The organism is Vibrio sp. V42_P2S4T144, assembly GCF_009904715.1.
Classification (GTDB): domain Bacteria; phylum Pseudomonadota; class Gammaproteobacteria; order Enterobacterales; family Vibrionaceae; genus Vibrio; species Vibrio alginolyticus.
In genome coordinates this window covers 1-14,730 of sequence record NZ_WXWS01000425.1, presented here as the reverse complement: position 1 = coordinate 14,730, position 14,730 = coordinate 1, and the positions used below count along the sequence as shown (strand labels likewise).

Below are 14,730 nucleotides of genomic sequence, written 5' to 3'. Positions count from 1 at the left end.
CCGATCATGTCAGCATGCTCGGCTAATAAAATATGAGAAGAGGGTTATTCTCTCTTCAAATGAGCTTTCTTACACTTTCTAAATCAAACAAAAGCATAATTAGCGCCGGAGTATAGCTATTACGCCTTGAACTTGGCTTTATCCAACTGATGTTTTTTTAGTTTGTCGTACAAGGTTTTGCGTGATACCTGTAATTCTAGTTGAACCTCTTTGAGTCTGCCGCGATGTCTTTGCAATGCATCGAATAACAAGCAATATTCAAAGTATTCTGTGCGCTGAGTCATACTCTGAATTTCAAGACTTTTCTCACTGTTCCAATCTTCCATTCTAAAAGTATCTGGCTTGAGGGCACGAAGTTCAGCAAATTGGCGTAGCTGCTTAACGTTTTCTGGCCATTCGAGACTGGTGAGGTGTTTGACCTCTTCTAGGCTGATATGTGGCGGCTGTAACTGATATCGACTCGCTGTGTGGCGCACAAAGTGCTTGTATAAAGGCCCTATATCTTCCTTTCTTTCATCGAGCGTCGGTAAGTGAATTAGAGTCGCCAGGGATTTTAGAGGTGGCTCGGCTTGGGTGGTCGCGCCAAAAACACGCTCAAGTTTTGGGTGCTTGAATAAGTATTCCCATTGCTCAAATGATACATGCTCTGCGCTATGTAAGTACAAACTGCAGTGGCGTTTTCCTTCACTTAAGCGGTGTATGGCTTTGTCGAGCGCTTCTAATGAAAGCTCATAGAGGTCTTCACCAGAAGCGGCGATTAGCTCACTATCCGGTGTTGCATGTATGTCGTGGGCAAATTGTGCAGCGAGTCGCCGACCCGTACCATCTTGACCTACAAAAATGAGCGGCTGGCTTGTGGGCGCACTGATCAAGGCGCGACGAATACTAACCATGGCCTTACTGTGACCAATCATTTTCGGACCAACATGAGTTTGCATGTCGAGCTCTTTCTTAAGCCAGATGTTTTCTTGCAACAAGTTCAGTTTATCGCTGGCATTGTTGAGCGATTTCATGAGCTGTTCCGTTGAAAACGGTTTTTCTAGAAAGTCGTACGCGCCGCTTTTCATCGCATCTACCGCGGTTTTCACATCTCCATGTCCAGTAAGTACGATGAATTGAAAGTGATCGTTTTTGCTTCGCAAAGTTCGCATAAACTCCAAGCCATCCATCACGGGCATATGGATATCGGTAATGATAATCGCAGGCGTATTTGAGTCGATTACGCGTAAGGCTTCTACTGCGTTTGGTAAGCAGGTGACGTCTATCCCTTCAATCAGCAGGGCTTGAGACACGGCATCACGAATGTGTGGTTCGTCATCAACAAAGAAAACTGGGTTATTCATGGTCGTTTTCCACTTCTGGGGTACGTTTATTCTGATTGACTATTGGTAGCGTCACGATAAAGGTCATGCCTCCTGCTTGTTGTTCTGTGTTCTGATGTTTATAGGCACAGAGGGAGCCGTGATAGCTCTCTAAAATGCGTTTGGAGATGGTCAAACCTAATCCTAAGCCCTCAGGCTTAGTCGTAAAAAATGGATCAAAGATTTTTGCTAGGGCTTCGTCCGACATGCCAGGCCCGTTATCGGAAACAAGAATGTCGCAACTGTCATCATGACACTGAACAGCAATGGATATTTGCGGATCGATACAGTGGTTTTCCATCGCTTGTGCGGCGTTGTGGAAGAGGTTTATCAGCACTTGTTCTAATTCAACGCTGTGAATGGCCAGCTTCACATCATAGTCGATGGCCGGAACTTTTAGTGTTACTCCTTGCTTAATAAGCTTGTTGCTCAAAATGCTGGTGGCAGTATGTACCGCGTCGTGCAGTACTGAGATTTCATTGTGTGAATCGTGCGTGGCTTTCCGAGTAAAGACTTTTAAGCGGGCAATGACTTCCGAAATAGTGTCATTAAGTGTCAGCATTTTGCCCAAATTGTCGGCGACCATTGGGTATTTTTCCATTGCCAACAAACGCTGCGAGTTTTCGGTATAGGTTCTTAGTGCGGAAAGTGGCTGATTTATCTCATGATTAATACTGGCTGATAGCTCGCCCAACAGTGCCAATTTCGCGGCTTGCGTCAGCTCTTGTTGTGTTTGTTTAAGCTCTTGTTGGCTTTGTTCATATTGGCGGATGGTCTGTTGTAGCTTTTGGTTGGCTTCACTCAGAACTAGTGTCCGTTGCACTACTTTTTCTTCTAGGCTCACATTGAGATGAGCAAGGCGCGCTTTGTTAACTAGGGTTTGGAACCACGCTAACGCAATTAGAGCAATGAGCGCATATAAGATCAGGAAGACGATATCGGCCTGTAAAACGGCGGTAAGAACGCTGTTGTGGTTAATTAAGGCAACGACGCGAAACCCTTTATCCAATAAGTGTGTTGCGTATGCGAGGTAATTCGGTGATAGAAGCAATTGATTGTCATCAAACTCTGTGACACCACTGTGTGCCGTTAACTCACCAAAATATTCGGGTAAGGTATCGCCATATTGACGCGTTTCGGTAAGTTCATTTATTGCACTCGATGACAGTGGGAAAAGTGCACGATAGCGCCAGTCTGGTAAATTGCTCATAAACACGACATTGTGTTTATCTGTAATGAGTACGTCAGTCGTGGTTTGCGAAAGGCGCTGTTCTAATTGCTCCAAATTCACTTTTACTGTGATCACGCCAAAGACTTCCTCATTTACCCACAGCGGAGATGAGAAGAAGTACCCACGTTTATTCGAGCGTACGCCTAATCCAACGTATTGAGCGGGCTCACCGCGTCGCGCATTTTTAAAATAGGGGCGATAGCCAAAGCTAGAGCCAACAAACGTATCTTCTTGCTGAAAGTTACTTGAGGCTATGACTAACCCGGTACGGTCATGAACGTAAATCGTATCGGCCAAACTTTGCTTCAACCAATCTGATAACAGTAGGTTGAGCTCTTGAGAGGGCGTTCCGCGCTCGACTGCTTTGAGTAGTCTTGGGTCGTGACTTAATAGGTTTGGTATCTGTTCAAACTTTGCCAGTTCGTAGTCCACTTCTTGTGATACTTGCGCGGCTTGTCTCTCTAGCTTTTGTTGCCATTGATCATGTTGGTATTGAGTTGCGTAATGATGAGTAAGCGCAAGCCCTGAAATGCCAACGGCACACAGTAGCAGTAAAAAATGACGTAGGGCTTTGGGGTTGAGTAAGTTCACGATCGGCTCACTGGTTTTTTGTGTCATGGTATCAAATGACGCACTGTGATGCTGTGAGCGGCAACGATAACAAGCACAATGATGTCCTTGTATTTCCTCAGTATCGGGAGCACAATCGACAAAAACGAGTGAAGGAGTAAAGATGGAACTTGCTGATATTCGTCGTGAGTACACCAAAGGTGGGCTGCGTCGTAAAGATTTGAAAGCTGATCCTATTGATCAATTTAATCTGTGGCTAGAGCAAGCAGTTGAAGCGGGTTTAACGGACCCGACTGCGATGACAGTTGCAACGGTTGATGAAAATGGCATGCCGTTTCAACGCATTGTTCTATTGAAAAACGTCGACAAAGATGGTTTTGTGTTTTACACAAACCTAGGCAGTCGCAAGGCCCAGCAGCTAGAGCATAACAGCAATATTAGTTTGCACTTCCCTTGGCATCCGTTAGAGCGCCAAGTTCATATTACTGGTGTGGCTGAAAAGCTTACCGCCGTAGAGAATATGAAATACTTTACTTCTCGTCCTAAAGAGAGCCAGTTGGCCGCAATCGCGAGCAAACAAAGTAGCCGTATTTCTGCCAGAGGTGTGTTGGAAGGTAAGTTTTTAGAGCTAAAACAGAAGTTTGCTAAGGGTGAAATACCAGTACCAACCTTTTGGGGTGGCTTTCGCGTAAAACCAAAGAGCATCGAATTTTGGCAAGGTGGCGAACATCGCCTTCACGATCGTTTTCTTTTCTCCCAGCATGATGGAAGTTGGGACATTGATCGTCTAGCGCCATAGGCTTATGGTCCCTCATGAATAAACAAACACCGCCGAATTGGGGCGGTGTTTTTGTAGGTAGAAGCGATGCGAATTATCGCTCTCCATTCAACACAACCGATAATTGATGCTTAAGCAGCGTTTTGGGTACAACAGAGCCGTAGCCTGCTTCCATTGCTTTATCTATTAGCTCGTTCTTGCTGTTCGCTGCAAACTTATTACGTAAGCGTGCGACGTGACCTTCAACGGTTTTTGTTGATATGCCCATGACCTGAGAGATAAATTGAGGCTTTTTGCCATAGAGCAAGAGGAAAAGCGTTTCTTGCTCGCGGCATGTGAGCTTCTCTGGTTTTGGTTGTAAGTCAGAAAAACGAAAGATGGATTGTTGATTTGGGTTGGTACTGATTGCACGACAAACCCAATACCCGACTTCAATCACGGCGGTGTCGGTGAGTTCCCTTCCGTAGAAAATGGTGCCTACGATGTCGCCTTTGTCATCTCGCCACGGTGTTTTAGTAAATATATGTGCTCGCCAGCGGCCATCTGGATAAGGGTGGATATCCAGAATTTTTAGTGACTCGCCAGTTTCGAGAACATGTTTATCTTGGCGTTGAAATTCTTGCGCGCATTCAGTGGTTGGGCTGGCCATATCAAAATCAGTTTTACCCAAGCACTCCTCGGGCGACGTGTGCCCTAACAGTTCTGCGTATTCCTGGTTTACGTATAGGAATACCGAATCTTTATCTTTGCATCCCCAACAACCTGGTAGCTGTTTAAGGAGGGATTGTTCTATGGTATCGACTGAAATATTCACAAAAGGACTCACTACATACTGCTTTTACCAATACAGAGACGTCCGTGTTACATGGCTCGTATCGATGTTGCCAAGTAGGCAGTTACGTTGCTAGAACACGTTCGTTGATTGGCGCTCAATCCAATTAAATTCAAGGTGTTCGATGTTTTCGTCAGGTAGTCATAGACAACGACGAAATGGAACGAAGAGTTTAATTGGGAAAATGGTCTGTTTCATTACAGATATGTGCGCTCACGGATGTCCGCCTAATGTTCGGCTTACAACTCGTATCGTCCTTGATCATGCTTCCTACAACTCAGTTGTAATGTGGTTGACGTTCATATCACTTGTGAGCGAAAGAGCAGCACCTAAGCATATGAGAGGGACAGTGAGACAAAAGCTATGATATCAGCTTATGCCATTGTTTTCATTGTTGAGAAGCGAAAAAAAAGCCAGCCTGAAGACGGGCTGGCAACACAAGATATAATCTTGTCGACGTGTAGAAGAGGTTCTAAATTACCTAGCGAGGGTCTGCTAAGTAAGTTAGAGGTATCAATGAGATACCGAGAGCTTTAGATCGTATGCATCTTAAAGCTCGATAACTAATGTATTGAATCAGAGGCATATTAGTAAGGGGGGAAATCCCTCTATGTTGAGCTTAAGAGTGGGTTTCGATCCGTTTCAGGGACGACTTATCTAATATGGAGCACGGTGTTTTACAAAATAACAGATTGTTCGGTAATAAGGATCTTTACATTGATTGGTTATGTATACGTAAGGTGTTGCCTATCTATCCGTTTTTGTTAATAAAATTGGTTGCTCACTGACCGTAAATTAACCTCGCATGATCATCGTTCCGGAACTATGATCATGTAAATGAACTTGATCATGCTGATTTGATCTTGTCGATTGAGTTGGGTAAAAGTTGCAACCCAACAAAGAAGGTATATGATGCGAAGACGTAAGCTGACCGTGTAAAGACGACTGTTTAAAATGAGTGACTCAGATAACCAAAAAATCCTTTCATATCAAGAGATTATGCTGCCAAAGCCGGCGGAGCTGATCACACTTCCGTCTTATATGGATTGCCACGATCATTCTTATACGCAGATCGTGATTGGTTTAAAAGGGCAAGCCGAATTTGAAGTGCGCGGGCGAGGTAATCTTGTCGGCCCTGGTCAAGGTTGTGTGGTCACCGCATGCTCTGATCATGCTTTCGGTGGCGTCATCAATCAATCGGATATTTTGGTGCTGAATATGCCCAAACCGACAAATGATGATCCCGAAATGCTTCAAAAAATCAATAACCTGGAGAGAGACCATGTCTACTTCCAGTTAGATAGTCAAATTCAGAAGCTGATACAGATGTTGGTTCAGGAAATGCGAAACCATCCGGATGACCTGCTGTTAAGTCGTGCGTGTAACGACACTGTGATTGCGTTAATGCAGCGCCATATCTCGGCATTTGAGACCAGTCGAAAAGAGTCGCGCTTTGATTTGGAGGCGATTGATCGTTACATTGAGCAGCACCTGAGTCATAAGATTAGTGTGGCTCAATTGGCCGGGCGAGTGTTTCTTGGGGAAAGTCAGTTCCATTGCTTGTTTAAAGAGCAGATGGGGATTACACCTCATCAATATGTTCTCGGAAAGCGAATCGACATGGCTCGTGAATTAATCGAGCAAGGGCACCTTTCTTTAGGGCAAATTGCCGAGTTTACTGGCTTCTCAAGCCAGAGTACTTTTACTCATACTTTTACTCGCTTACAGGGAATATCACCTTCCCGTTATAAAAAACAAGTTGGATAACAATGCGTTTTTTAGGTCAAATAATCATCAATTAGAATAAAACCATGCACTATGCATGGTTTTTTTATGTTTTATTCACGTGACCTATCTCTCGTTTTGTTAAATTCTCTGTTCTTTGCAGTGGCTGATATGCCACTTGATCCTACATTTTCTCTTAGAACGAGCTCTTCACAAAAATCTTATTGATATTCTTGATATTTTGTTGTGAATGCAATGAAAAAATTAAAATTTACAACACAAAATATTACCTATTTGAATGTGACTATGTGGATGTTTTGTTATAAAAGCGAGTTTTTGGCAAAAATGTCGTAGTTTTTGACAAGTATTCTTATCGGCCTCAAAATACACTGCCAGCCATTGATAATCCTCGAAGCGGTTTTCGAGGAGTGAGATTGAGGAACACACATGTTTACAGCTACGAACGTGTTGACACCGGAATTTATCGGGCAGCCGCTTGATAAGTTGTGGTCACTGATCTCGCCATTATATATGGTGGACGAGTCTCAATGGCTAGAGCAACTATTGCCACTAGCGACGCCGACAGAGGATGAAAAATCGGCGATCACTACCCAAACGACCCACCTTATCGAAGCCATTCGTGCCGATAAGAAGTCAATCCAGATGATTGATGCTTTATTGCTGGAATACAGCTTAGATACTCAAGAAGGTATCTTGCTGATGTGTCTTGCAGAAGCATTAATGCGCATCCCAGATGCCGCGACAGCAGATTCTTTGATTAAAGATAAGTTGAGTGTCGCAGACTGGAAATCTCACCTGAAAAACTCTGACTCTGTGTTTGTTAACGCATCAACATGGGGCCTCATGCTAACAGGTAAAGTGGTTGGTCTTGGTGAGCAAGGCACCCAGAGCCCAGGTCAGGCTGTAAACCGTCTGGTAAATAAATTCTCTGAGCCTGTGATTCGTAAAGCCATGTATCAGGCAATGAAGATCATGGGTCACCAGTTTGTTCGTGGTCGTACGATCGAAGAAGCGCAAAAGAACGGTCGTCCAATGCGCGACAAAGGTTTCACCTACTCATTTGATATGTTAGGTGAGGCGGCGTTAACTACAGCGGACGCGAACAAGTACTTCAAAGATTACCTAATGGCGATCGAAGCGGTGGGTCGCGAGACTTACGGTAACGACACCAGCCCTGCGCCTTCGATTTCCATCAAGCTTTCTGCATTACACCCGCGCTACGAAGTCGCAAATGAAGAACGTGTAATGACAGAGTTGTATGACTCACTAATGCAGCTATTGAAACGTGCAATTGAAGTCGACGTTGCAATCACAATCGATGCAGAAGAAGCGGATCGCCTTGAGCTTTCTCTGAAGCTATTTGAGAAAGTGTACCGTAGCGATCTTGTGAAAGGTTGGGGCAAGTTTGGTTTGGTTATTCAAGCCTACTCAAAACGTGCGCTACCAGTCTTGGTGTGGCTAAATGCACTCGCAAAAGAGCAAGGTGACGTTATTCCTCTGCGTTTGGTTAAAGGCGCGTACTGGGACAGCGAAATCAAGTGGTCTCAACAAGCGGGTTATGCAAATTACCCAGTATACACTCGCAAAGAAGCGACGGACGTTGCATACCTAGCTTGTGCTCGTTTCCTACTTAGCGAAGGTGTTCGCGGTAATATCTACCCACAATTTGCAAGCCACAATGCTCACACAGTGACGGCAATTGCTGTCATGGCGGAGCACAAAGAATACGAGTTCCAGCGCCTACATGGTATGGGTGATTCACTGTATAACCATGTTATGAAAATGTACGGTCAGCCAGTACGTATTTATGCTCCTGTCGGTAGCCATGCTGATCTTCTTCCGTACTTGGTTCGTCGTCTGCTTGAAAATGGTGCGAACAGCTCGTTTGTACACCGTCTAGTTGATGCGCGTTGTCCGATTTATGAGTTGACCCACCACCCTGTGGATGTGTTGACGGGTTTTGACACGCTACACAACGACAAAATTCCATTGCCTGCCGATATTTTCCCTGAGCGTAAGAACTCATATGGCGTCAACATTGATATCGACAGTGAGGCGAAGCCATTTGAAGCGCAGGTAGAAAGCTTCATGGACAATCAGTGGGTTGCAGGCCCGATGATCAATGGTGAGCGTTTTGCCGAAAGCATGATCAAGGAAAATGCGGCTGAGATCATCACCGCACCGTACGATCGCCGAATTGAAGTCGGCAAAGTGGCATTTGCAACACTTGATCATGTTTCCGCTGCAATTGATGCGGCGCAAACTGCTTTCTCTGATTGGAAAGGTGTTCCTGTTGAGCAAAAAGCGGCTTGTTTAGAAAAGCTTGCTGACTTAATGGAAAAAAATCTGGCTGAGCTGGTGGCGATTTGTCACAAAGAAGCGGGCAAGACGATTCACGATAGTATTGATGAAGTTCGTGAAGCAGTGGATTTCTGTCGTTATTACGCGAAACAAGCGCAAAACCTACAGCCATTTGAGCTAGAAGGCTTTGACGGTGTGAAACGCATTTCTAGCCGTGAAGGTCTTGGTGTGTTTGTGTGTATCAGCCCTTGGAACTTCCCGTTGGCTATCTTCCTTGGTCAGGTAACGGCAGCACTGATTGCAGGTAACACTGTGGTTGCAAAACCTGCTGAGCAAACAAGCTTAATTGCCGCTCGTGCTATTGAATTAATGCTTGATGCGGGTTTCCCTGCTGGTGTGATTCAGTTACTTACTGGTCGCGGCGCTGAGATCGGTCATGCACTGACTTCTCATGATGCTATTGCTGGTGTGGCATTCACTGGCTCAACGGCAACGGCGCAACGCATTAACGTCACGCTCGCGGAGCGCAGCGCGAAACCGGTTCCGTTTATTGCGGAAACAGGTGGCCAAAACGCAATGATTGTGGACAGTACTGCATTGCCAGAGCAGGTGGTGCGTGATGTGATTCGTTCGGCGTTTGCATCTGCTGGTCAGCGTTGTTCTGCCCTTCGTGTTCTATTTGTACAAGAAGATGTAGCAGACCGTATGATCAACCTGATTCAAGGTGCGATGAATGAACTGCATGTTGGTTTACCTTACCTACACAAAACAGATGTTGGTCCGGTTATCGACAGCAATGCAAAACAAAAACTCCTCGCTCACCTTGAGCAAATGAGCAAAACACAGACTAAAGTCGCTCAGCTACAGCTGGATGAGTCGTGCCAGCATGGTGACTTTGTCTCACCAAGTGCGTTTGAAATCTCGGGCATCGATGTGCTGAAAGAAGAACAATTTGGTCCAATCTTGCACATTGTTCGCTTTAAAGCGTCTGAATTACCGAACGTGGTTGCGCAGATCAACAAAACGGGTTTTGGATTGACGATGGGTATCCATAGCCGTAACGAAACCACGTACCGTTGGATTGAGAAACATGCTCGAGTAGGTAACTGCTACATCAACCGAGACCAAGTTGGCGCTGTGGTTGGTGTACAGCCGTTTGGTGGTCAAGGCTTGTCGGGTACTGGCCCGAAAGCTGGTGGTCCACACTACCTATTCCGCTTTACTCAACATCTTCTTGCTCAAGCAGAAAACGCATAAGGAGTCGCATTATGGTTCATCAGATCACCTATTTTAAAGATGCATTCTCTGCGTGGGAGCAGTGGAATCTGACTGATTTTGATTACAAATGCGAGCATGTTCTGGCATTTAAATCTGCACTAGAAGGGCAGCAGTCTACCGTTGCCAAGGTGGTTTCTTACCACTTGCAACAAGCATCAGCTCTTCTTGCAGAAACTCACCAGTTAGTTGGCCCTACAGGGGAAACTAACGAACTGTATGCCGCAGGACGCGGTGTGGCTTTGGTGATTTGTGAAAACAACATCGAGCCTGCTGATAATGCGTTATACAGTGCTTTTGCGATGATCACCTGTGCCTTAATTGCAGGCAACAGTGTGGTCGTTTGCAGTGACAATGCAGAGCTAAACCAATTGGTTAAGCAAGCTGTAGCGTTGGCAAACTTCCCATCTAACTTAGTCCAGGTTGTTGCGTACGATGCGTCTGCCCCGTTGCTTGAGAGCGATGTACGTAGTGTGGGTTATGTTGGGCGTTCACAGATTGAGCATGCGCTCAATCTTCAACTAGCTAAGCGTGACGGTGCAATCGTCGGCTTAGTTTCTGAAACGGATTTAGAGTCACCGAAATTGGCTCATGATCCTCATCTCTCGTTGCGCTTCATTACTGAGCGCACTCGAACGATAAATATTACCGCGGTGGGTGGTAACGCAACTCTACTCGAGTTGGGGAACGAAACTCACTAACCTGACTTGTAATGCCAATCTGGAGTAACTGGACTGAGAGCCGGTCCAGATTGGTTTTTTATACTCTGATGTATTGCTGAGACGGTAAAATATCAGGGCAGGCAAGGAAGGAAATAATTATAACGAGGACTATCTAATGATAGAAAATAGCTTTGCTATCACGTCCACTTTTGTGGCGTATTTACTGATTATGGTTGCTATTGGCGTTTACGCGTATAAGAGGACTTCCAATTCATCTGACTACTTCCTAGGTGGCCGTAGCCTAGGTCCGTGGCCTGCTGCATTATCTGCAGGTGCTTCAGACATGAGTGGTTGGCTGCTGCTAGGCTTGCCTGGCTATGCGTACGCTGCGGGTATCGAGGCCTTCTGGTTAGCCGGCGGTCTACTTCTTGGTACATGGGCAAACTGGCTCATCAGTGCAAAACGCCTTCGTACCTACAGTATCCAAACTGACGCGCTAACGTTGCCAGAGTTCCTGTCACGTCGCTTCAACGATAAGTCGAAACTGATTCAGACAATCTCTGCGTTTTTCATTCTTCTATTTTTCCTTTTCTACACCAGCTCAGGTTTGGTCGCAGGGGGCAAACTGTTTGAGACGGTATTCGGTCTAGATTATACCTACGCTGTTATCATCGGCACGGTGTGTGTCGTTTCTTACACACTATTCGGTGGTTTCCTAGCGGTATCTTGGACTGACTTAGTGCAAGGTCTTCTAATGGCGGCTGCGCTAATGATTGTTCCTATAGCGGTAATGGACGGTGGTTTAGGTCAGCTAAGTTCTGATCTACATGACATCAACCCAGAACTTGCAACGCTATGGAATGACGCGAAAGGCGAACCATTGTCTGCGATTGCCATTATCTCTCTAGCGGCGTGGGGCCTTGGTTACTTTGGTCAGCCACACATCCTAGCGCGTTTTAAAGCGTCTCGTTCAAACAAAGATCTAACGACTGCACGTCGTATCGCAGTGATTTGGACGGCACTATCTATGGTTGGTGCAATGCTTGTTGGTCTTGTTGGTCTGGTTTGGGTTACGGGTCATCCGGGTACTCAACTAGAAGACGGCGAGAAGATCTTCATGCTATTGGTTAACGCAGTATTCCACCCTGTCGTTGCGGGTATGTTGTTAGCAGCAATCCTAGCGGCGGTAATGAGTACCGCTGACTCACAGCTCCTTGTTTCATCTTCAGCGCTTGCAGAAGATTTCTACAAGCAAGTATTCAAGCCAGAAGCGTCTTCTGAAGAAATCGTAATGATTGGTCGTATCGGTGTTATCGTTATTTCGCTTGTTGCGCTATTCCTAGCGATGACGCCTGATAGCTCAGTACTTGGTCTTGTATCTTACGCTTGGGCTGGTTTTGGTGCGGCATTTGGTCCTGCGGTTGTACTTAGCCTTTACTGGAGCGGTATGAACCGTAACGGCGCGTTAGCAGGTATTCTTGTTGGTGGTATCACTATCGTAGTTTGGAAGCAGCTAACTGGCGGTTGGTTTGATGTGTACGAAATCGTACCGGGCATCATCTTCTCTACGCTTGCCATCATTGTGGTAAGTAAAGCAACGGGTGGTGCTGCGCAAGACGTGTTAGACCAACACCAGTCGTTCGAGAAAAAACTGGTTGAACTAGACTAGTAACTTCCCGTATATGAACACAAAGCCCGCTATTTTAGCGGGCTTTGTTTTATCTGAAACTTAATTAACGTTAATGGTGGTAGCTTGAGATCAAAGCTTAGCATTGCTCGGTTAGATTGGAGTGTTAGTCGCGATGAATTTTGGCGTAAACAACGGTGTTACTCAGCTCTCCCGATGTAGTCAGACGTTCGTTTCTGAGCTCTCCTTCGAACTCATAACCACAGCGCTCGGCTACAGCTCGGCTCTTTTGGTTGGTGCTATCAGCATGAATTGCGATTCTCTTGGCGCCCAAGTCATCAAACGCATAGCGCTCAACTTCGAGCACAGCCTCGGCAACATAACCATTGCCAACGGCTGCATCATCTAACCAATAACCTATCTCAAAGGATGGTACGTCGGGATCTCGAATCATCAAACCGACCGCACCCAGTAAACGATCGCTTTCCTTTTCAATGATGTAGTAACGCAGCTCTTCCTCGAAGTTTTCAAAGTTTGCGATGGCTTTCTCTGTCCCTTCTATCATCGCTTCTAATGTCAGCACATGAGGCACCCACGGCAGATAGACTTCGAGAGTCTTTTGGCTGCGAACGACAGCTTGATGCGCCTCTTCGGCTCGTTCTAAACAAGCGGGGATGAGTTTGAGACGTTTCGTTTCCATGCTGGCTATCCTATGGGTGAAAAATGAACGGAAAATCATTTAAACAGATGTACTTAGAATGATCTAGTCACCGCCGTCATATTATTCACTTGGTTTGCCAGAGAGAAACTGAGAGAATCGAACCGTTATCAAACCAACTAGGTTCATTATGAAACTTTTAGTAAGAAACTTGGCTCGTCACATGACCGAGCAAGATATCCGCAAATTATTCTCAGCGTACGGCAAAGTAGAACTGTGTTCGCTAGTGCTTGATCAAGAAACGGGTTTGTCGAAAGGCTTCGGTTTTGTCATCATGCCGGACGAAGCAGAAGCAATTTCTGCTCTTGAAGCACTGAATTTGACGAACGTAGAAAAAAGCAAAATTCGCGTGAAAGTCGCGCAAGACTAACACAGAGAAAAGCCAGCGTTATTGCTGGCTTTTTTGTCTTTCTATTTAGAGACCAAATTGGCAACATTCTAGAATGTCTTCTCTTTTCGTTTTAGCGAGATTGATCATCAATTCTCTCTTCAAGTTGTTTCATTAAATCCTTTAACTGTAGAGAATCGAAATTGTCTGAATTCGGCACTTGGTAAGCGTCGTTGACTGTGTAGAGCATCAAACTTTTGCTAGAGAAGAACTCTTTCTGTATTTGGACTTTGACAATGTCATCAAGAGGTAGACGGAAGTAAACCGTTGAGCCCTGGCGGTACTTCAAGGTGTTGGTGCTTGCATCGATATCTAGCGTTTTAGGATTGAACGCGCGGCGCGTGAAGTACGTTGAGAGAAGTTTCAATCCTATTATTGTGAGTGCTACGAGTCCAAACTCGACGATCTTGTCTGCTAGGTAGGAAAAATAGAACAGCGACAACAATACAGTTCCTAGCAAGAAAGGGTTGTTCTTGGGCAGATTTTGTGAAGTTTCATGGATGATCATCCGACATATTCCTCGACTTTATTCAGAAGCGACGAACGTGAGTTGGTAGACACAAACCTTTCGTTCTTTGCCTTGCATGCGCAATGTTTTGTCACCGATGTAAGGGATATTTAGTTTTTGGATCACCGATTTAGAACGCTGATTGTCCACCAAATGTATCACGGTTATTCCGTTTAACTCAAAGTGCATTCGAGCAAATTCGAGTAAGGCTTTGGAGGCCTCGAATGCATAGCCTTTCCCCCAATGTGGCACGCCAACCCAGTAGCCTAATGTACCGTAGCCCTCTTCGATACGCGGTAAACTCACTGCACCAAGTAACTCACCAGTGTTTCGCAAGGTAATAGCGTACGCCACGCCTTGATGCTGCTGATACATCGGATCGTGCCTATCTATCCATGCTTGCGCCATCGGTCGCTCATAAGGATGAGGGATGTTTGCTGTCATGTCGGCAATTCGCTTATCTCCAGCGAGTAAAGCCACTTGTTGGCAGTCATCGATATTGAATGGCCGGAGGACGAGTCTTTCGGTAGTAAGAATCGGTTGTATCGTCATGCATTTCTTCCTTGATGAGACGGCTATAGCTGCTAGCAACTGGTTTGCGAGATAAATCAAGATAACAAGGCGTCTCGAAAGCTCGATCTAGCCAGCTGTAAAGTTGTCATGCGCCTTACTAAATAATAAGCCCGAACAATTGCTTATGTGTAATGTGTCGTATTATTACACACATAAGCAC

At 45.5% G+C, this 14,730-nt stretch carries 12 protein-coding genes; 6 read left to right on the top strand and 6 right to left on the bottom strand.

What is annotated here, in order from left to right; genetic code table 11:
• Positions 1–119: 119 nt before the first annotated feature.
• Both CAG68_RS14330 and CAG68_RS14325 read right to left on the bottom strand, forming a co-directional pair.
• Positions 120–1,343, bottom strand: coding sequence for a sigma-54-dependent transcriptional regulator (locus CAG68_RS14330; protein ID WP_005383565.1), 1,224 nt, complete (start codon positions 1,341–1,343; stop codon positions 120–122).
• Entirely contained in the window at positions 1,336–3,210 is a 1,875-nt protein-coding gene (locus CAG68_RS14325) for a sensor histidine kinase (RefSeq protein ID WP_161441300.1), read from the bottom strand. The genes CAG68_RS14330 and CAG68_RS14325 overlap by 8 nt, the downstream gene beginning before the upstream one ends.
• A gap of 115 nt (positions 3,211–3,325) precedes the next feature.
• On the opposite strand from CAG68_RS14325, the gene pdxH reads away from it, so the two are divergent.
• Positions 3,326–3,961, top strand: a complete 636-nt coding sequence (gene pdxH / locus CAG68_RS14320) for a pyridoxamine 5'-phosphate oxidase (protein ID WP_005374570.1) — start codon at positions 3,326–3,328, stop codon at positions 3,959–3,961.
• A gap of 73 nt (positions 3,962–4,034) precedes the next feature.
• Here the strand turns inward: pdxH and CAG68_RS14315 are convergent, their stop codons facing one another.
• Positions 4,035–4,754: a helix-turn-helix transcriptional regulator gene (locus tag CAG68_RS14315; RefSeq protein WP_017820063.1), complete on the bottom strand. Its 720-nt coding sequence runs from the start codon at positions 4,752–4,754 to the stop codon at positions 4,035–4,037.
• 972 nt (positions 4,755–5,726) lie between these two features.
• Between CAG68_RS14315 and CAG68_RS14310 the strand changes: the two genes are divergently transcribed.
• The 4 genes from CAG68_RS14310 (at position 5,727) to putP (ending at position 12,425) form a co-directional block, all read left to right on the top strand.
• Positions 5,727–6,539 carry an AraC family transcriptional regulator gene (locus CAG68_RS14310; protein ID WP_025768702.1) on the top strand — a complete coding sequence of 271 codons (813 nt, stop codon included), beginning with the start codon at positions 5,727–5,729 and terminating at the stop codon, positions 6,537–6,539.
• 405 nt (positions 6,540–6,944) lie between these two features.
• Positions 6,945–10,076: a bifunctional proline dehydrogenase/L-glutamate gamma-semialdehyde dehydrogenase PutA gene (gene putA, locus CAG68_RS14305; protein ID WP_161441299.1), complete on the top strand. Its 3,132-nt coding sequence runs from the start codon at positions 6,945–6,947 to the stop codon at positions 10,074–10,076.
• A gap of 11 nt (positions 10,077–10,087) precedes the next feature.
• Positions 10,088–10,795, top strand: a complete 708-nt coding sequence (locus CAG68_RS14300; RefSeq protein ID WP_005392153.1) for a delta-1-pyrroline-5-carboxylate dehydrogenase — start codon at positions 10,088–10,090, stop codon at positions 10,793–10,795.
• Between the two features lie 136 nt (positions 10,796–10,931).
• Complete coding sequence (gene putP / locus CAG68_RS14295) at positions 10,932–12,425, top strand: sodium/proline symporter PutP (protein WP_005374582.1); 1,494 nt, start codon at positions 10,932–10,934, stop codon at positions 12,423–12,425.
• Positions 12,426–12,549: 124 nt separating this feature from the next.
• Here putP and CAG68_RS14290 read toward each other — a convergent pair whose 3' ends face one another.
• Positions 12,550–13,083 (bottom strand): GNAT family N-acetyltransferase, encoded by a 534-nt coding sequence (locus CAG68_RS14290; RefSeq protein WP_161441298.1) that lies wholly within the window; start codon positions 13,081–13,083, stop codon positions 12,550–12,552.
• A 148-nt stretch (positions 13,084–13,231) separates the two neighbouring features.
• Here CAG68_RS14290 and CAG68_RS14285 point away from each other — a divergent pair, with 148 nt between their 5' ends.
• Complete coding sequence (locus tag CAG68_RS14285) at positions 13,232–13,471, top strand: RNA recognition motif domain-containing protein (RefSeq protein WP_005466432.1); 240 nt, start codon at positions 13,232–13,234, stop codon at positions 13,469–13,471.
• A 91-nt stretch (positions 13,472–13,562) separates the two neighbouring features.
• On the opposite strand, the gene CAG68_RS14280 is transcribed toward CAG68_RS14285, so the two are convergent.
• Together CAG68_RS14280 and CAG68_RS14275 are read right to left on the bottom strand one after the other, a co-directional pair.
• Entirely contained in the window at positions 13,563–13,997 is a 435-nt protein-coding gene (locus CAG68_RS14280; RefSeq protein ID WP_017820067.1) for a hypothetical protein, read from the bottom strand.
• Between the two features lie 18 nt (positions 13,998–14,015).
• Positions 14,016–14,549, bottom strand: coding sequence for a GNAT family N-acetyltransferase (locus CAG68_RS14275; protein ID WP_161441297.1), 534 nt, complete (start codon positions 14,547–14,549; stop codon positions 14,016–14,018).
• Between the last annotated feature and the right edge of the window lie 181 nt (positions 14,550–14,730).